This window comes from Kamptonema animale CS-326 (genome assembly GCF_028330895.1).
GTDB classification, from domain to species: Bacteria; Cyanobacteriota; Cyanobacteriia; order Cyanobacteriales; family Microcoleaceae; genus Kamptonema; species Kamptonema formosum.
Window position 1 is genome coordinate 1 of sequence record NZ_JAQMUA010000145.1, and the last position, 17844, is coordinate 17844.

Annotated in this window: 19 protein-coding genes; 8 read left to right on the forward strand and 11 right to left on the reverse strand. The window is 41.7% G+C overall.

Annotated elements, in window-relative coordinates; all coding sequences use genetic code 11:
* Positions 1-58: 58 nt before the first annotated feature.
* The 6 genes from rpsP to PN499_RS08745 all read left to right on the forward strand — a co-directional run bounded on the left by rpsP (position 59) and on the right by PN499_RS08745 (position 3779).
* Positions 59-346, forward strand: coding sequence for a 30S ribosomal protein S16 (rpsP, locus tag PN499_RS08720; protein WP_272031403.1), 288 nt, complete (start codon positions 59-61; stop codon positions 344-346).
* Entirely contained in the window at positions 315-779 is a 465-nt protein-coding gene (locus PN499_RS08725; protein ID WP_272031404.1) for a KH domain-containing protein, read from the forward strand. Before rpsP ends, PN499_RS08725 begins: the two co-directional genes overlap by 32 nt.
* A gap of 267 nt (positions 780-1046) precedes the next feature.
* Positions 1047-2000, forward strand: coding sequence for a PhoH family protein (locus tag PN499_RS08730; RefSeq protein ID WP_272031405.1), 954 nt, complete (start codon positions 1047-1049; stop codon positions 1998-2000).
* A gap of 113 nt (positions 2001-2113) precedes the next feature.
* Positions 2114-2527 (forward strand): hypothetical protein, encoded by a 414-nt coding sequence (locus PN499_RS08735; protein WP_272031406.1) that lies wholly within the window; start codon positions 2114-2116, stop codon positions 2525-2527.
* A 43-nt stretch (positions 2528-2570) separates the two neighbouring features.
* Positions 2571-2975 (forward strand): ChuX/HutX family heme-like substrate-binding protein, encoded by a 405-nt coding sequence (locus PN499_RS08740; RefSeq protein WP_007355236.1) that lies wholly within the window; start codon positions 2571-2573, stop codon positions 2973-2975.
* A 6-nt stretch (positions 2976-2981) separates the two neighbouring features.
* Complete coding sequence (locus PN499_RS08745; protein ID WP_272031407.1) at positions 2982-3779, forward strand: DUF6816 family protein; 798 nt, start codon at positions 2982-2984, stop codon at positions 3777-3779.
* A 14-nt stretch (positions 3780-3793) separates the two neighbouring features.
* Here the strand turns inward: PN499_RS08745 and PN499_RS08750 are convergent, their stop codons facing one another.
* From PN499_RS08750 to PN499_RS08760, 3 genes are read right to left on the reverse strand one after another with little or no spacing between them, the layout of a single operon-like run.
* Complete coding sequence (locus PN499_RS08750) at positions 3794-4492, reverse strand: matrixin family metalloprotease (protein WP_272031408.1); 699 nt, start codon at positions 4490-4492, stop codon at positions 3794-3796.
* A 42-nt stretch (positions 4493-4534) separates the two neighbouring features.
* Positions 4535-5137 (reverse strand): TerD family protein, encoded by a 603-nt coding sequence (locus tag PN499_RS08755; protein ID WP_272031409.1) that lies wholly within the window; start codon positions 5135-5137, stop codon positions 4535-4537.
* A 12-nt stretch (positions 5138-5149) separates the two neighbouring features.
* Positions 5150-5725, reverse strand: a complete 576-nt coding sequence (locus tag PN499_RS08760) for a TerD family protein (protein WP_272031410.1) — start codon at positions 5723-5725, stop codon at positions 5150-5152.
* Between the two features lie 303 nt (positions 5726-6028).
* On the opposite strand from PN499_RS08760, the gene lysS reads away from it, so the two are divergent.
* Positions 6029-7585 carry a lysine--tRNA ligase gene (gene lysS, locus PN499_RS08765; protein WP_272031411.1) on the forward strand — a complete coding sequence of 519 codons (1557 nt, stop codon included), beginning with the start codon at positions 6029-6031 and terminating at the stop codon, positions 7583-7585.
* 194 nt (positions 7586-7779) lie between these two features.
* On the opposite strand, the gene PN499_RS08770 is transcribed toward lysS, so the two are convergent.
* From PN499_RS08770 to PN499_RS08790, 5 genes are all read right to left on the reverse strand, one after another.
* Entirely contained in the window at positions 7780-8376 is a 597-nt protein-coding gene (locus PN499_RS08770; protein ID WP_272031412.1) for a TerD family protein, read from the reverse strand.
* 88 nt (positions 8377-8464) lie between these two features.
* On the reverse strand, positions 8465-9910 hold the full coding sequence (locus PN499_RS08775; protein WP_272031413.1) for a TerD family protein: 1446 nt from the start codon (positions 9908-9910) through the stop codon (positions 8465-8467).
* Positions 9911-10015: 105 nt separating this feature from the next.
* Positions 10016-10585 (reverse strand): TerD family protein, encoded by a 570-nt coding sequence (locus PN499_RS08780; protein WP_272031414.1) that lies wholly within the window; start codon positions 10583-10585, stop codon positions 10016-10018.
* Between the two features lie 54 nt (positions 10586-10639).
* Positions 10640-11173 carry a peptide deformylase gene (def, locus tag PN499_RS08785; RefSeq protein WP_272031416.1) on the reverse strand — a complete coding sequence of 178 codons (534 nt, stop codon included), beginning with the start codon at positions 11171-11173 and terminating at the stop codon, positions 10640-10642.
* 168 nt (positions 11174-11341) lie between these two features.
* The gene (locus tag PN499_RS08790; RefSeq protein ID WP_272031417.1) at positions 11342-12592 is read right to left on the reverse strand and encodes an HhoA/HhoB/HtrA family serine endopeptidase; all 1251 of its coding nucleotides are present in this window, start codon (positions 12590-12592) and stop codon (positions 11342-11344) included.
* A gap of 407 nt (positions 12593-12999) precedes the next feature.
* On the opposite strand from PN499_RS08790, the gene gatA reads away from it, so the two are divergent.
* Entirely contained in the window at positions 13000-14457 is a 1458-nt protein-coding gene (gene gatA, locus PN499_RS08795) for an Asp-tRNA(Asn)/Glu-tRNA(Gln) amidotransferase subunit GatA (protein ID WP_272031418.1), read from the forward strand.
* Positions 14458-14628: 171 nt separating this feature from the next.
* Here the strand turns inward: gatA and PN499_RS08800 are convergent, their stop codons facing one another.
* The 3 genes from PN499_RS08800 to PN499_RS08810 form a co-directional block, all read right to left on the reverse strand.
* Positions 14629-15315, reverse strand: a complete 687-nt coding sequence (locus PN499_RS08800) for a response regulator transcription factor (protein WP_272031419.1) — start codon at positions 15313-15315, stop codon at positions 14629-14631.
* 88 nt (positions 15316-15403) lie between these two features.
* The gene (locus PN499_RS08805) at positions 15404-16786 is read right to left on the reverse strand and encodes an EAL domain-containing response regulator (protein WP_272031420.1); all 1383 of its coding nucleotides are present in this window, start codon (positions 16784-16786) and stop codon (positions 15404-15406) included.
* A 221-nt stretch (positions 16787-17007) separates the two neighbouring features.
* Positions 17008-17805, reverse strand: coding sequence for a RecB family exonuclease (locus PN499_RS08810; RefSeq protein WP_272031421.1), 798 nt, complete (start codon positions 17803-17805; stop codon positions 17008-17010).
* Positions 17806-17844 lie beyond the last annotated feature (39 nt).

Genomic DNA, 17844 nt, shown 5'->3' on the forward strand with positions numbered 1-17844 from the left:
CCCCTATTCCTTCTTCCTGAAATAGCTTACAATCGATCAAGGATTATTTTGCACGAACATGATCAAACTGAGATTAAAACGATACGGTAAAAAACGGGAGGCAAGCTACCGGATTGTAGCGATGAATAGTACCTCCCGTCGGGACGGCCGCCCTCTTGAAGAACTAGGTTTCTACAACCCCAGAACAGACGAAACAAGGCTGAATATCCCAGGGATTGTCAAGCGTCTCCAACAAGGTGCTCAGCCGACTGACACTGTGCGCGATCTACTGAGAAAAGCTAATGTTTTTGAACAAGTCGGAGCAGGAGCTAACCTTGAGTCCAGTAATCCAGCGATCGCCAGCTAGTCCTGATTATGTGGGGCTGGTGCGCTTTTTAATCGAGCCTTTTTTAGAATCACCTGGGTCTTTGCGAGTTGATTGCGAACTACACCCGCGCCAATCGCGGACGTGGATTCGGCTGGCTTTTGACGAGCCAGATAAGGGGCGCGTGTATGGCAGGGGCGGGCGCAACATTCAGGCAATTCGGACTGTACTGGAAGCGGTGGCAAAAACAGCAAGCGAATTCGTGTATTTAGATATATACGACGCTCAAGAGGGCGAGCCCCGCTACTCCAATCCTAAGAGCGATTCGCGCTATGGAAGTGCTAGGGGCGATCGCGACAGCCGCGACAGCAGACCCCGGAGTAGAGATATAGGTGGCAGACCATCGAGAGAACCTTCCCGCCGTTCAAGTCTGCCCCCAATTAAACCTAACAGAAGCAATCCAGACTTCGGTTAGCAATTTTAGGGTGTTGGCAGTCTCTCCATCATATATATCTGTTGAGGAAGGCCGCGTTGCCCCCTTGAATGCTAGGGCTTACGCTAAGCCCCTAGCTTTTTTATAGGCTTTAACGGCAGGAGGCAGGAGGCAGGAGGAAAATGCAATAATAGAAATGGTTTGGGCGATCGAGAATGTCCTAACCGTTTAATCAGGAAAAATTGCATCATAAAGAGATAAGTCTATGGCGGCAATTGAGAGTTTTAATTGGAGGGAGCTTATGTTGGCATGACAGAAATATTAACCATCGAATTACCGAGTGTTGAGAGCGCGATCGCGATCGCGGGTTATCAAGAAGAAAATCTCAAAATCTTGACTAAACAAACCGGGGCTAATGTAGTCTTGCGAGGGCAAGAGCTAGTGCTTTCTGGGACAGAAAATCAAGTAAAATTGTGCGAGAAATTAGTGCGATCGCTTACCCAATATTGGAAAACTGGTAAAAGCATTTCTGGAGTAGATATCCTCACCGCACGCCACGCCTTAGACACCAACCGCCAAGAGGATTTACAAGACTTGCAGCGCGACGTATTCGCCAAAACCCGACGAGGCGAAGAAATTAGAGCCAAAACCTTTCGACAGCGGCAATACGTCCAAGCTTTACGCACCCACGACCTCACATTTTGCATCGGCCCGGCGGGTACCGGCAAGACCTATTTAGCAGCAATTCTGGCAGTGCAAGCGCTTCTTTCTAAGCAGTACGAACGGCTGATTTTAACACGCCCAGCGGTGGAAGCTGGCGAAAAATTAGGATTTTTGCCTGGTGATTTGCAGCAGAAAGTCAATCCTTATTTGCGGCCTCTGTATGACGCTTTATACGAAATGATTGAACCAGAAAAAATGTCTGATTTAATGGAAAAGGGAACTATAGAAGTAGCTCCTTTAGCGTATATGCGCGGTCGTACTCTTAGCAATGCGTTTGTGATTTTAGATGAAGCCCAAAATACTACACCAGCGCAGATGAAAATGGTATTAACTCGTTTGGGTTTTCGTTCCCGAATGGTAGTTACGGGCGATCTAACTCAGACCGATTTGCCCTATAATCAACAGTCTGGATTATCAGTGGCCCATCATATTCTGCGTCACGTTGAAGGTATTGCTTTCTGCGAATTTTCTCAGGCGGATGTTGTGCGACATCCTTTAGTCCAGCGAATTGTCGCTGCTTACGAACAACACGAAAAATAATCTTTGTAGTAACGCTATGTTATAAAGATGACAAACTCAGGTGCAGAGCATTATTTTGAGAAAGATGTATTTCCGTTGTTTTACACTAACTTTTAGTACAGAGAGGTAAAAAAATGATTGGTGACTACAAATTGTCAAGCGTAAAAAATGGGATGGGTTATTTCGCTCGTGTTGTAGTAGAAGCTATGCTTTTTTCTGAAAAAGAATTGGTAATAGATGCCATAGGTCATCAGATCAATAGGAATGAATGTGAGGTTAATGCAGAAACACATAAAGACTGGATTAATGCAGCAATTGAAGGTGCAAACTACACTTTAAAACACATCAAGCAATTAGATGAAATCAACAAATACGATGTTAAACTTATTAAAGTTATTGGACTTGAAACTGATACTACAGAAGATACTGTAAGAACGGCAGCCTCTATTGCTACATGGCGAGCTATAAATCTAAATTGCCCAGAACCTGAGCCTGTATTTGACAAAAATTGGTATGTTGTATTTCCTGTAAGAAATCAACACATTTAATTTTTAGTTTTTTTAGTCTAGTTACTTAACAACTCACAAAATTATGCCTAATCTTAAAGAATTTCTAGAAGAATGTGAAAACCTCGGCACACTGCGTTTAATTGTTACAAGTAGTGCGGCTGTACTAGAAGCGCGGGGTAAGATTCAAAAGCTTTTCTACGCAGAGTTACCGAAAGGTAAATATGCAAATATGCACACAGAAGGCTTTGAATTTCACCTGAATATGGACAAAATTACGCGGGTAAAATTTGAAACTGGTGAGGCCAAACGGGGCAATTTTACTACTTATGCAGTGCGCTTTTTAGATGAAAAAGAAGAACCTGCTTTGAGTGCATTTTTGCAGTGGGGAAAACCAGGGGAATATGAACCGGGACAAGTTGAATTTTGGCACGAATTAAAGGAGAAATATGGGGAGGTTTGGGAACCAGTACCAGTACAGGAGATTTAGTTTATTTTGTTGAAAGTAATTGCATTCTTTAGTTTCTTTCTAGTTACATTGCTTTCAAGTGCTGAGGCTCAAGCTGGTATTTTAGCAGATAGATTAGCTAGTTTTCCGCATTGGGAAAGCAAGCCGCTTGTCGCCTCAGCTAAGGGAGATTTGATTTATCCAGAATGGATGGCTGGTAACTGGACTGTAGAGAGCACGCTAGTGGATTTAGCAGCGCCTTTAGCGCCAGATATCGTAACACCTGGATTTGATAGCAATCGCCAGTATTTAAATCAGCCAGTTAGATTTAAAGTTCGATTTCAGGCTGTAAATGCTCAGTTAAATACGATGAGTTTAGTTGAAAATTTACCTGCATCTAAGTCTAACTTATTAACAGGAGGAGATAAAAATCACAATAAAATTGTGGCAGATAGAGCTTTTAATGGGTTGAATATTGGTAGAGCTTATTTAGGTGATAATGGGGTGCTTTCCGTGAAAGTCGATCCGCATAATCCTAACCGTCAAATTACCTTGTTGAAAGGCGATCAACAATTGGTTTATATTATCACCAATCGCGGTAGCGAAATGCCTGAGAAAAATGAGTTCATAGCTACCGAAATTTCTCAGCAGATATTTCAAGGGGAATCTCAGATTTATTTGAATGAGGTAGAAACAACCACTGCTTATCAGTTTTTAGAGTCGGATAATAAAATTTTAGCATATCAAGTGACTGCGATTTATTTATCGCCCCAAGACCCAGATTATTTTGCAGCAATTGGTCGCCCCGTAGCTCTTTATCGATATCATTTAAAGTTAGTCAAATAAATAAAACTTACCAATCATTTAGAGTTACTATATTTACGAATAGCATTATTCATCAGGTTTATTTGCTCTGCATGAAATGATGGTGGCATTAAGCTATGAATTGTATGATCGAGTCCATCGTGCATTACATCAGTCGGAAGTGAAGAATGATCTAGACCTAGTGTATGACCAATTTCATGGGCAATGGTATTAGCAATTAAATTAGACATTTGATTAACACTCAGGCTAGCATTGTAAGAAGCATAGAATACTCGATCGATGCGGATAATAGCACGGTTTGTAACTACGCCTGATTGGAAACTAGCAACACCAAGATAGTCAACAGGTTGGTTATCGGCGAATATATAGACATGAGTAAAGTCTTCACCCCATTCTTTGGGATCGGGGATATCTGATGTTAAAAATACCTTAACGCTTCTAAATGCACCGTATAGTTTCGAGAAAGCATCTATAATTAGGGAAAACATCGCTTCTCTATTTTCTGAGGTGACATCCATTTCGGACACATCTACCCAAATGCAACGACGGAAATCGCTATTCTTATCTATTAGAAATTTGCCACAAGCAGGGCAAAAATCCCACTGAGGTTGAATGCGGAAACGACATCCCTGACAGCGAGGTTTGGGGGGTCTAGTCAGGTTTAGCCGTTGCGAAAGAGGGAGTGTGAGCTTACGATTGTGTTTGGTTAAGTCTAGGCGATCGTACAGAGACATTTACAGCGTAAGTGTTTTTAAATTTAGGTAGTGAGGAAGTGCTTAAGAATATTTGCTAATAAGTTCCCCTAACCCATTAACCTTAACACCGTCACCAACTGCGGCCATTTTCCACTCATTATTATGTCTGTAGATTTCAGCCATAATCATCCCAGTCATACCTTTGTATTCAGAACCAGATAGGTTATATCTGGCGAGTTCTTTATTATTGGAGGTATTAACCAGGCGTACAAACGCATTTTCAACTAACCCAAAGTCTTGTTTTCGAGCAAGGCAATCGTAAATGTTAACTGTAAAAACCAGTTTCACAATCTCTAATGGCATTCGAGATAAATCTACCAAAATTTGCTCGTCATCTCCATCTCCAGCACCCGTGAGATTATCGCCGAGATGCGTAATTGCTCCTGAACGGTGGGAGAGATTACCAAAGTAAACAATATTCGCAACATCCTTTACTTTGCCATTTTGGTCTAAACAAATCACGGAAGCATCTAGGTCACAATCATGAGTATTGCTGAAGGCTCCAAATAAACCACTTCCTGAACGTTTGACAACATCCCACCCCAATCCACACATCAGTTTTGTTAGTCCTGGTGCTTCTTTAGAAAGCGAGATCCTCTGTCCTTTTTGTAGTTGAATTGCCATTGATTTTATCTCCTAGCTATAGCGGTCGAGTAGTGCTTGTAAGCCACCTTGATAACCTGCTCCCACTGCGTTAAGTCGCCACTCACCATCTTTACGATAAAGTTCAGCCATAATCAGGGCTGTTTCTATGGAATAATCTTCTACAAGATCGTAGCGAACTGCTTCTTGTTGTGTTTCCATATTGACGAGGCGAACGAAGGCATTTTGGACTTGACCAAAATTTTGACGGCGTTGTTGGGCTTCATGTATAGTGACAGCTACAACTATTTTTTGGATATCCGCAGGCACTTTTTTCAGATTGATTTTGATGACTTCATCATCACCCTCACCTGCACCCGTGAGGTTATCCCCCATGTGCTGAATTGATTTGTCAGGATCGGGACTTGTGAGGTTATTATAAAAAATGAAATGGTTGTCAGAAATTAATTTTTCATTAGCCCCTAAGAGGAATAATGATGAGTCTAGATCGAAGTCGAAACCCGTGTCTGTAGCTTTAATATCCCATCCCAGTCCCACAAATACTGTTGAGAGTCCGGGTGAAATTTTATCGAGCGATACACGCTGTCCTTTTGTCAGTGAAACCGCCATTATTCAGTCCTCCTCTTTTTGGGATTAAGCGATCTATGGGTAAAGTTGAAATGCTTGTTTAACGATCTGCTGAAAGCAGCTTAAAACCTTAAAATTAATATTTTAATCTTATAAGCAAAGTGTAAAAACGTCAATAGTTTTGACAAATCTTTATTATTTTTTTATGCGATCGGACAGAGTGCGATCGCACTATGTAATTAACCAATTAAGAACCTAAATCAATAAACTATTAATATTGCGAATCCCAGAATTTCTATATTTATGATATGATACTGTGTCCACAACTTGAAAGGGTGAGAAGTAATGAGTCGGAGTGAAGCTGAAGTCCGTAGCCAAAAAATTGATGAGTTGCGATCGCAAGGGATAGAGCCTTATCCCAGTCAGTCTTACGCGCGATCGCACACAGCTAAAGACGTACATGAATTATTTAGCCAGCCAGGAAAAGAACTCCAAAACGGAGAAACTGACCCCGAAGAAATTTCTCTCCGAGTTTGCGGCCGCATTACATCCAAGCGTGATAGTGGTAGCATTTGCTTTATTGACTTGAAGGATTTTTCAGACAAGATTCAACTCAAAATTGAGAAAAAAATCGTTACTGGCGAATCTGGTTTGAGTTTTAAACAAGTACAAAAATTACTTGATGTCGGAGATTTTGTCGGTGTGGAAGGAATTGGCTGCCGCACCCCACGCGGAGAACTTTCTATTTTGGTGCGAGAATTAAAGGTATTATCAAAAGCTACGATACAATTTCCTGATGCTTATTACGGCGTTAATGACCCAGAAATTTGTCGCCGTCATCGGGAGATGGATTTAGCAGGGAACCAAGCATCTCTCAATCGTTTTGCTCTTCGCAGCCGCATCCTTCAGAGTATCCGTTCCTATCTGTGGAAGGCAGATTTTCATGAGATAGAAACACCTACATTGCAAGCTATTTACGGCGGTGCTGCTGCCCGGCCTTTTATTACTCATCATAATGCTTTAGATGTAGATTTGTACTTGCGAATCGCTCCCGAATTATTTTTAAAGCGGGCAATTTGCGGCGGTTTCGATCGCGTTTTTGAACTAGGACGGGTATTTAGAAACGAGGGTGTTGATAGTACCCACAATCCTGAGTTTACATCTTTAGAAGTTTACCAATCTTATGCTGATTACTTCGACATTTTGACTGTTGTAGAAGATGTCATGTGCTATGCAGCTAATGCTATTTTTGGTGATATTAAGGAAATAGAAAATCAGGGAGAAATCATTAGTTTAGAACGAAAATTTGATTACACCCATACATATCCGGGTTTTAATGGTAAGCATTGGCAAGTGAAAACGATGGTGGAAGCGGTTAAAGATGAAACGCAACTAGATTTTGAAAGTTTGAGTTTGGAGGAAGCGATCGCATCTGCCCAAAAATTAGAATTACACCTTTCTAAACTCGAAAAACAAAGTTTAGGCTACGTACTCTACGCCATATTTGACAAAGTAGTTGTCCCTAAACTGATTCAGCCTACTTTCATCATTGACTTTCCTGTAGAAGTTAGTCCCCTAGCAAAAGGACACCGTAGCAAACCTGGATTTGTGGAACGCTTTGAGCTATTTATCAATGGTACAGAATACTCAAACGGCTTCTCCGAATTGAACGATCCCAAGGAACAAAGAAAGCGATTTGAGGAACAGCTAGCCCAGAAAGATGCAGGCGATGATGAAGCACATCCTATGGATGAAGACTTTATTCAAGCTTTATCTTTAGGGATGCCGAATTGTGCGGGGATGGGCATAGGTATAGATCGGTTAGTGATGCTTTTGACTAACACTCAAAGTATTCGCGATGTGGTGATGTTCCCGACTATGCGGCCTGTTAAAGATTCTTAGATCGTCGATCGATTGTGCTTATAGGGGCGGGTTCGCTAAAATTTTAGATGAGAAAATTAGAAGATAAGTAAATCCACCTAATCAAACATAAGATCGGGATGGCTAAAAAGCTGAATGTATAAACATTCTTCCTTCTTCCTTCTACTTAAACCCGCCTCTACCAATGAAATTAACTAATCTACTACGATCGATTTTTACCGCATAAACGAACCAACAACAACATTAAAATCATCAGCTAAAGGATTGCCCAAAGCCTTAAATTTCCACTCTCCACCATCTCTGTAAACTTCCCCAATCAACATAGTTATCTTACCCTCGAAAGAAGACTCGCTCGACAAACTATAGCGAGCTATTTCTTTCCCCGTTGCATCTATAGCCCTCACAAAGGCATTTGCTACCATCCCAAAATGTTGTTTTCGCTCTTTAGCCTGGTAGATATTCACACCCAAAATTATCTGATGATATTGTTCAGATAGAGAACTGAGCCTCACTACTATCTGCTCATCGTCTCCTTCACCTGCACCCGTCCGATTATCGCCTAAATGAACTACCATTTTATCTTTAGATTCCAAATGCCCGTAATAAATGACATCTTCTTTATAATTCTTTAACTTGCCATTTTCCCCCAATAAAAGAGCATAAGAATCTAAATCAAAATTCCCACCGCCGCTTCCAAAAAGTCCACCTTTTGACTTCCCTATATCCCAGCCTAAACCCATTGTCAGTTTCGACAAATCGTATTCGCTTTTACTCAGAATAATGCTTTGTCCTTTCGTCAAATTAATAGCCATAATTTTCTATGTTTCTAAGGTTTATCTATGCTGGAGTTTGGTAATTGTAATCTGAAAACTGGTCTGAATTTACCTCGAAAGGCTCTGTCTATGGTAAAATATGTTTCATTCGTGCTGATTTTATCCAATTGGGGTATTCAGTTGTCAACAAATCATATAATTCCTCATCGGCAATAGCTTCGGGATCTTCTACACTAAAAAAATCGGCATTATCTAAGTAGCCATTTTTCATTTCGTCAAGTTGCTCTAAAAAGCTAAAATCGCTTGTCATCGCCTTTGCAAACCAACCACCAATTCCCTTACTTTTGACATCCTTACGGGACTTCCCAATCGCCATAAACTGCCAAAATATTGGCTCGTATGCCGACCATTTTAACTGTTGTTTAGTCTCCGGCTCGTCAGCAGTAGCTCCATCTGTGACAAACATTACATAAACAGGTTGATTTGCTGCAATCCCTGAGTTACGCGATCCTCCGCGACCATCAGGATAATAGAATTTTCTGATCTCTTTCATTACTTTACCATAATAAGTCCCCCCTTCTAAAGGATATTGATGTAGTATATTGTGAATAAAGTTGGGGAAATTATCTACTGTCATTTCACCCGGATTGTGGGCATTAACTCCAAAGAGAAATATATCAATAGAACCATCGTCATCAAATCGACATCCTAAAGCCAGAATCTTCTCTGCTAAGCGCTGAATTTTTCCAGAATTGTAGAGGGAAGTCATCGACCCAGAAATATCAAGACAAAGTGCCACCTTCGCCTGGTGATTTGTTAAATTAGCTTTTGCAAGCGATATATCTACTTTTTTAACAAGGTCGAAAATGTGCGGCGCTTTCTCCTCAAGCTTTTTCTCTAGCATGATAGCTTTCAGATTTTTGTTGCCATGTTCAGGAGGTGGTAATTTAGGTAAAGTAGGTTCTACTTTTTTATCGGGCTGTTTAATTTCTACATAATATTTATCAACAAAACTTTGTAATCCCTGTTTATAACCTTGTCCTAAAGCCTGAAACCTCCAGGTTCCATCTTTTCTATAAAATCGTCCAAACTCTACAGCCGTTTCTTCTGAAAAAGCCTCTTGTAAATCATACCGTGCGAGTTCAATTCCTGTATCTCGATCGTAAAATCGAATAAAAGCTTTTTTGATTTGACTGAAGTTTTGATTTTTTGCCTGTCCTTCGTGAATAGTGACAACAAAAATCATTTCTTCAATCGCTGAATTTACCTTAGCCAAATTTACATAAATTGTCTCGTCATCTCCTTCAGATTGACCAGTCTTATTGTCTCCAGAGTGTCTGAGAGAATCATCCAAAGATTGAAGGTTATTATAAAATATAAAATATTTTTCATCGGGAACTTTGCCATCAGTTCCTAACATAAAAACAGAGGAATTAATGTCATATTTCTCATTAGCTTTCGAGTCCCTTAAGCCATTCTCTACGTGCCATCCAAGGGCGATAGCCACCTTGGTTAAATTTGGAGCTTCTTGAGAAAGATTAAATCTTTCGCCCTTCTTTAATTGAATTGCCATTTTGTTTATATCCTCATTCAGTCTGATTACTAAAATCAAGGGGAATATTCACCCCTATTTTGAATTTCCCCTTGATATATTTACCTTAGTCTGATAGAGTTTGTGTTAGGCATACTTGTCTACAAAACTTTGCAAGCCAGCATTATAACCTTGTCCTACTGCTTGGAATCTCCATTCGCCATCTTTCTTGTAAAGCCGCCCAAACTCAATGGCAGTTTCTCTAGAAAAATCCTCATCCAGATCGTACTTAGTTACTTCTGTGGAGGTAGTAGTGTCGTAAATCCGAATAAAAGCATTCCTGACTTGACCAAAGTTTTGTCTTCTGGTTTCAGCTTCGTGGATAGTGACAACAAAAACAATTTCTTCCACAGAAGCATCTACTTTGGATAAATCAACTAGAACCGTTTCATCATCTCCTTGACCTTCTCCGGTTCTGCTATCTCCCAAATGTTTTACTGAACCGTTTGGGGATTCTTTATTGTTGTAAAAAACGAGGTATTTTTCGCTAGGAAGTTTCCCACTTGTACCCAGCATAAATACAGAAGCGTCCAAATCAAACGCTGCACCTGTGTCTGTAGCGTTGAGATCCCATCCTAAACCAATGCCAGCATTTTTTAGCCCTGGTGCTTCTTTGGAAAGATTGATTCTCTCGCCTTTGCTCAGATTGATAGACATCCGTATTACCTTGGTAGATTAAACAGCTTTCACTAATACCAACTATAGCAAATTTTACAGATTTTTGACAACTTGCTGTTGATATTCTTCCTCAGTCATTAATTCTTGCGTATTTTCTACTCGATCTAAAAATACGATCCCATCTAAATGGTCATATTCATGTTGAAAAATTCGGGCTACAAAATCCGTCAATTCTTGTCGATGTAGTTTCCCATCACGAGTGGTATATTCAATCTCAATCGCTTGGGATCTCGGTACTAACCCGCGAATTCCCGGAATGCTCAAGCAACCTTCCCAGTCTTTTACTAAGTCATTTGAGCGTGCAATAATTTGGGGATTAATCATCGCTGTGGGTTCCATTGTCGGTGCTTGTGGATAGCGAAGACTGGGACGTGAAGCGACGATAAACAAACGGTAAGATTGAGCAACTTGAGGGGCAGCAATTCCCACGCCATTAGCATTTTGTGCTGTATGAATTAAGTTGTCAATCAGTTTTTGCAACTGCTCATCTTCAAGATTTTCGATAGTTTGAGCTTGGCGACGCAGTACCGGATTCCCTAATTGAGAAATTTGTAATATTTCAGCCATGATTTACTGTTAATTCATGTGAATGGGTAATGGGTAATGGGTAATTGGTAATGGGTAATTGGTAATTGGGAATTGAGAATTGCTAATGGCTAATGGCTAATTGCTAATTACCCATCTTCCCCATCTCTCTTTCCCTAGTCCCTAGACCTGAGCATCGTAGTCCCTTCTTTAGCGGGCAGATTGAACTGGGAGATTTCCCGGTTTTACTTCCAAATTAATCAGCTTACCATCGCGATTTACCTCTACTTGTAAAGAAGTACCCACCTTAGTATTCTGTACCAATTTTTGCACCGATTCCGATTTGAGCATGGGCTGATTATTAATCTTCTGAATGACATCTCCCGGCCGGAAACCCGCCCTAGCAGCAGGAGAAGCAGGAACAACGCTGTTAATTAAAATTCCTTCGCTAACATTGACACGAATTCTGCTATTAGGATCGTTGTTAACTAGCTGCTGAATTTCGGGTGTCAGCGTCGCCATTTCAATACCTAAATAAGCGTGTTCAACTTTGCCTGTTGTAATCAATTGTTGAGCAATTTGCTGTGCTTCATTAATAGGAATTGCAAATCCTAATCCTTGAGCACCGCTGATAATTGCCGTGTTCATACCAATTACTTCACCAGCAGCATTCAATAGTGGGCCACCTGAATTTCCGGGATTAATTGCTGCATCAGTTTGAATAAAGCCAATCCGCTTATCTGGCACACCCACATCGCGACTAGAGCGGCCTGTAGCACTGATGATCCCAGCAGTCACCGAGTTATCTAAACCCAAAGGATTGCCGATCGCGATCGCCCATTCCCCAGGTAACAATTGGTCAGAGTTTCCTACCTTCGCAATTGGCAGCTTATCGGCCTCAATCTTCACCACTGCCACATCCGTTACCCGATCTTCCCCTAAAACTTTCCCCTCAAAGGTGCGACCGTCTTTGAGTGTCACACTTACTGTATCTGCCCCATCTACAACGTGAGCATTAGTGAGTACCTGACCATCAGCACTGATTACAAAACCGGAACCAGTTCCCCGCTCAACCCGTCCTCTACCTTGCGGTTGTTCTCCCCTAAAAAAATCTTCAGGAGATTGTCCATCCAACCCTAGTCCTCCCGATCCTACCCGTCGAGAAGAGTCAATCCGAACCACCGCCGGCCCGACTTTCTGCACCGCCGCCGCAATAAAATTCTCCTCACCGGGAGCGATCGGCAGGGGAAGTTGTGAGACGATCTGAGTCTGAGAATTGCTATTCTCAGAAGGAATTTTTACTTGCGGTTGGTCAAGTTTCTGCTGTATTCGGTTCTGAGCAGAAACAGGTATTTTTGACAATACTAAGCGATCGCCAATTAGCGCCGCTCCTGCTCCCGTTACCAAAAGCAATAGATAAATCGTCGGTTGCTTCCAAAATTTGCCAGTTGAACTATTCATCGCGACCCCATTAGCCAACAAGCTAAATTACAACAGTTGCAGATTCAATCCCCGATTGTACTTTGTAAACTATTGTGTACTTTCTAGGATACTTCCTTAACTTTAGCATTTCCAAGGCAGAAGGAAAGGATGGGAGAGATAGGGAGATAACGAGTGTTGAGGTGCGAATTCCCCACCCTCCCCTCCGATTAATTAAAAATTAAAAATTAAAAATTAAAAATTAAAAATTAAAAATTAAATATCACAATTTTTAATTTTGCATTTTTTTTAATTTTGCATTTTTAATTTTTAATTGATTAAGTTGCTTCCCCATCCTCCCCATCTCCCCCATCTCCCCAATGGGTACAATTGCCAGGTATATTGGCTAAGGAGCTTTAACTAGACTAGAAAAGATATAAGGAACAAGCATGGCATCCATCCGCGAGTTGCACCAACAACTGGTTAATAAAGAACGCTCTGCTGTTGAAATCGCTCAAGAAGCACTAGATCGCGTTCACCAGCTAGAGCCGAAGTTGCGAAGCTTCCTGCACGTAACAGCAGACAAAGCCTTAGAGCAAGCTCGCAAGGTGGACGCTCAAATCGCCGCAGGAGAAAACATTGGTCTGCTGGCGGGAATTCCCATTGCCGTTAAAGACAATATGTGTACCCAAGGGATACCCACAACTTGCGGTTCCCGGATATTGAAAGACTTTGTGCCACCCTACGATGCTACAGTCGTCTCCAAACTGGAGGCTACTGGTGCAGTTTGCTTGGGTAAAACTAACATGGACGAGTTTGCGATGGGGAGTTCCACAGAAACCTCAGCGTATCAACTGACGGCAAACCCTTGGGATTTGGAACGAGTCCCCGGCGGCTCTTCTGGCGGTTCAGCGGCGGCGGTGGCGGCCCGCGAATGCGTGGTAGCCTTGGGTTCCGACACGGGAGGTTCTATCCGCCAGCCGGCCTCATTTTGCGGTGTAGTGGGGATGAAACCGACTTATGGGTTAGTTTCTCGCTATGGTTTAGTGGCTTACGCTTCTTCTCTGGATCAAATTGGGCCTTTTGGTCGGACAGTGGAGGATGCAGCGATTATGCTAGGTGCGATCGCAGGCTATGACTCCAAGGACTCCACCAGCCTCAAAGTCTCCGTCCCCGACTACCTGACGGCTCTCAGACCGAATTTGCGGCCCAAAGGTCAAATTAGAATTGGCGTGATTAAAGAAACCTTTGGCGTAGGTTTAGACTCCGTAGTTGAAAAAGCCGTCACCAAAGCGATCGAGAAAATGCAAGAATTGGGCGCAGAAATACAAGTTATTTCTTGTCCCCGATTCCGTTACGGTTTGCCTACCTACTACATCATTGCTCCCTCAGAGGCTTCGGCAAATTTAGCTAGATACGACGGTGTAAAGTACGGTTTCCGAACTCCAGACCCAGATAATTTGTTAGAAATGTATGCCAAAACTCGGGCTGAAGGTTTCGGAACAGAAGTCAAGCGGCGGATTATGATTGGCACTTATGCTCTGTCGGCTGGTTACTATGACGCTTACTATCTTAAAGCTCAAAAAGTTCGGACTTTGATTAAAGAAGACTTTGATAAAGCCTTTGCTCAAGTAGACATTTTAGTATGTCCTACTGCTCCGACTACAGCTTTCAAAGCTGGTGAAAAAACTGACGATCCCTTGAGTATGTACTTGTCAGACTTAATGACTATTCCAGTGAATCTGGCTGGTTTGCCCGCATTAAGTATGCCTTGCGGCTTTGATGAGAAAGGACTCCCAATAGGGATGCAAATGATTGGCAAAGTATTGCAAGAAGCACGGCTGTTTGAGGTAGCTTATGCCTACGAGCAATCAACTACTTGGCATCAGCGCATTCCTCAGATTTAATCTCGCAAAATAGGAAGTGCTAATTGCTAATTGCTAATTGCTAATTGCTAATCGCTAATCGCTAATTGCTGATTGTTAATTCAGGACTTACGCAAAAACCATCCGTAATCCCGCTAGAAAATTAAAAGTTAAAAGTTAAAAATTAAATTCATCATTTTTAATTTTTAACTTTTAATTTTTAATTTTCTTCGGGGAAGGTTCAGTAGGTTTATATCCTCCTTCTAAGGCAAAGCGAACTAGCTGAGAGCGATTTTCTAGTTGCAGCTTGCTGAAGATACTACTAAGATGAGCTTGCACGGTGCGGGGACTTATAAAAAGGCGATCGCTAATTTGTTTATTTGTATAACCTTGAATCACTTCCCAAAATACTCTTTCCTCTGCTGGCGTTAAGGGCAAAGGTTGAGACTCCGGTGTTACAGTTGGAGGTGGAATCTTTACCTGTTCAACGGCAGAGTTTTGGAGCAAGCGGACAATCTCAGCATGAATACGATGACTCCGCTCCAACTGTCCCTTGACTTTAGCGAGTATTTCCCGTGGTTGAAAAGGCTTTACTAGATAGTCATCGCCGCCGATAGAATGACCTTCAACTTTCGATTCTAACTCTCCTTGACCTGATAAAAATATAAATGGTACTAACTGACCCAAACGGCTGGAACGCAGGCGACGGCAAAATTCAAACCCGTCCATATGTGGCATCATCACATCTGAAATCACCAGATCTGGAGGATTGCTTTCAAAAATAGATAGGGCTTCAAGACCTGAACTCGCACATTCAACCTGATATCCTCGGCTTTCCAGATAAATTGCTAAGACTGCCTGACAGTCTAGTTCGTCGTCAACTACTAATATCTTTTGCATACTCGCATTTTACCAAGTTGCGTTGCCCATAGTAGCGCCAACCCTTTGCGATCGCCATTCCGTACTCCTAATTTAGCGTGGGGGTATATCAATTAGCCCAAAAAGCTGACATTTGGTAGCTCAATCTAGAAGATTTTAAACCTGAAGACAAAAATTGATTCGATCCTTCTTCCTCTGAGAGTGGCACCAAATTGATAACTCTACTAGACTGAGACATCAAAGAAGGGGATGATAATCGCTTACCTCCTGTCAAAAAGGTTTCAAATTCTGCGGCTGGTTTAGCTGGGCTAAACAAATACCCCTGTATGATATCACACTGTTTGTCTCTTAAGAAATCTAATTCTGCCTCAGTTTCTACGCCTTCAGCAATCACTGTTAGCTCTAGATTATGAGCGAGTTGAATCACTGCTGTGGTAATTGCTTTATTATGAGCATCGCTGGCAACGTTACTCACAAAGCATTTATCAATTTTCAAACAATCAAAAGGAAATTGTTTGAGATAACCTAATGAAGCATAACCAGTTCCGAAATCATCAATTGCGATCCTAATTCCTAAAGATTTAAGTTCATTTAAAGTGGCAGCAGCGACAGCAACATTCTCCATAACTGCGCTTTCCGTCACCTCTAATTCTAAATTGCCGGGTTCTAAGCCAGTAACCTTTAATATTTCAATGATTCGGGGCAAAAGCTGGGGATCGGAGAGTTGGCGAACTGATAAATTTACTGAGATTCGGAAGTTAACAAATCCAGAGGCAATCCACCCGGCAGTTTGAGTGCAAGCAGTAAATAATACCCACTCTCCCATCTGGATAATTAAGCCTGTCTCTTCTGCTAGGGGAATAAATTCGGCTGGCGAGATCGTACCTTTTTCGGGATGGTTCCACCGTACTAAAGCTTCTGCACCGATGATTTCGCCAGTTGCGATTTCCACCTGCGGCTGATAGTAAACTTCAAATTCATTATTTGCTAAAGCGTGGCGGATTTCAATTTCCAGCGCCAATTTCTGATTAGAAATCGTATTTGTAATTACCGACTCATTAACTAGATCGTTCAGCCTTGCTTCCGCTTGATGAAGTGCTTGAGTGAGAGGTTGAGTGATGATTTTCCTCTTAGAGAGAATTGACGCGATCGCGCCGAGCAATTCTTCCTTCGTAAATGGCTTAGTGAGGTAGTCATCCGCTCCCAATTCCATTCCCCGACGAAATTCAGCTTTGGCAGATTGAGCGGTGAGAAAAATAAACGGAACCGCAGAGGTGAGTCGGTTTTGGCGCAGGGCTTTGAGCACTTCGTAACCGTCTAGATCGGGCATCTGCACGTCACACAAAATTAAATCTGGGATCTCAGAAAGCGCCACTTTTACCCCCATCCGACCATTTTCAACAGCACTAACTCGAAAATCATGGGCTTCCAGCAGTTCCACTAGCGTTTCCCGGATTAGTGATTCGTCTTCAATCACCAGAATTTTGATCATGGTAGTTAAATAACAAATGGCACCTTACTATAGCACAATCAAATTAATCATACTATACTAAATTCACTAATTTAGTGAATTTAGCCAAATAACCAATAAATACTTAGCCATTTGGCTAGGTATTAACTTCTCACTTCAATACGTTACAGAATCTTTTATTAAATAGCCCGAACTAATTTGAGTAACATCCTGTAAAAAATAGCTACATAAGTCTAATATTCTTAATCTAATTCTAGAGAAAGTTGCAAATGGCTTTGTTCTTTCGCCCGATCTGGTAGGGGATCGGGGGGATCGGTAACAGCAGGACAATAGCGAGTATAGGTACATTTTGTACATTGTTTTCCGGGATTTGGCTGCCACTCACTATCTGTCCGCAACTGCACTGCAAGTTCGCCAATTGTAGCTTCTACCTGCTGTTTATGTTCGGGAGTAGCTTCAAATACAATTTCTTCTCCTAGTTGCACGTACAGTAGACTCATTTGCTTTAAACTCTGATGATATTTTTGTTCTAAAGCTAAGTAGTACAACCCGATCTGCAAGTCGATTTCATCGGGGTCAAAGGCTGGCATAGTTTTAGTAGATTTGTAATCGATTAGTTCTAATCCATCTTCGAGCCAGTCTAAACGATCGTAGCGACCAGTAATCTTAAAATCTACATTGCACAAATTCAAAGTTGCTTGGATTTTCCCTTCTACTGCTAAAGGCTTTCTTAACGATATCAACGGTGCAATAAATTGGCAATAATAAGTGTTTAAAATCTCTGCTCCAGAATCCTGCAATTCGCTGCTCAAAAGAGAACTCACGCTTTCCCAACACTGGTTAACCCAAGTCATTTTCGGTAACGGATCGAGATAGTGCCAATCCCAGTAAATTTTAGCGAGGGCTGCGTGTAGAGCTTTTCCTAAAGCAGGAGAAACGAAAAAAGCTTTAGTTTTTAAGCCTCGTTCGTACTTAAAATAGTAGGATTTTGGACAGCGATGATAATCTTGTAGTTTAGTAGCTGAGAGTGGGTAGGGCATAACTTCAGCAATGGGAAGAAGGGGCTAGGGGCTAGGGGC

Bases quoted from the DNA above. Each gene is read 5' to 3' on its own strand.
- PN499_RS08805 (WP_272031420.1), bottom strand. From the start codon at position 16,786: ATGATCAAAATTCTGGTGATTGAAGACGAATCACTAATCCGGGAAACG.
- def (WP_272031416.1), bottom strand. From the start codon at position 11,173: ATGGCTGAAATATTACAAATTTCTCAATTAGGGAATCCGGTACTGCGT.
- PN499_RS08790 (WP_272031417.1), bottom strand. From the start codon at position 12,592: ATGAATAGTTCAACTGGCAAATTTTGGAAGCAACCGACGATTTATCTA.
- PN499_RS08775 (WP_272031413.1), bottom strand. From the start codon at position 9,910: ATGGCAATTCAATTAAAGAAGGGCGAAAGATTTAATCTTTCTCAAGAA.
- rpsP (WP_272031403.1), top strand. From the start codon at position 59: ATGATCAAACTGAGATTAAAACGATACGGTAAAAAACGGGAGGCAAGC.
- PN499_RS08740 (WP_007355236.1), top strand. From the start codon at position 2,571: ATGCCTAATCTTAAAGAATTTCTAGAAGAATGTGAAAACCTCGGCACA.
- PN499_RS08755 (WP_272031409.1), bottom strand. From the start codon at position 5,137: ATGGCAATTCAACTACAAAAAGGACAGAGGATCTCGCTTTCTAAAGAA.
- gatA (WP_272031418.1), top strand. From the start codon at position 13,000: ATGGCATCCATCCGCGAGTTGCACCAACAACTGGTTAATAAAGAACGC.
- PN499_RS08770 (WP_272031412.1), bottom strand. From the start codon at position 8,376: ATGGCTATTAATTTGACGAAAGGACAAAGCATTATTCTGAGTAAAAGC.
- PN499_RS08780 (WP_272031414.1), bottom strand. From the start codon at position 10,585: ATGTCTATCAATCTGAGCAAAGGCGAGAGAATCAATCTTTCCAAAGAA.
- lysS (WP_272031411.1), top strand. From the start codon at position 6,029: ATGAGTCGGAGTGAAGCTGAAGTCCGTAGCCAAAAAATTGATGAGTTG.
- PN499_RS08810 (WP_272031421.1), bottom strand. From the start codon at position 17,805: ATGCCCTACCCACTCTCAGCTACTAAACTACAAGATTATCATCGCTGT.
- PN499_RS08760 (WP_272031410.1), bottom strand. From the start codon at position 5,725: ATGGCGGTTTCACTGACAAAAGGACAGCGTGTATCGCTCGATAAAATT.
- PN499_RS08750 (WP_272031408.1), bottom strand. From the start codon at position 4,492: ATGTCTCTGTACGATCGCCTAGACTTAACCAAACACAATCGTAAGCTC.
- PN499_RS08735 (WP_272031406.1), top strand. From the start codon at position 2,114: ATGATTGGTGACTACAAATTGTCAAGCGTAAAAAATGGGATGGGTTAT.
- PN499_RS08730 (WP_272031405.1), top strand. From the start codon at position 1,047: ATGACAGAAATATTAACCATCGAATTACCGAGTGTTGAGAGCGCGATC.
- PN499_RS08800 (WP_272031419.1), bottom strand. From the start codon at position 15,315: ATGCAAAAGATATTAGTAGTTGACGACGAACTAGACTGTCAGGCAGTC.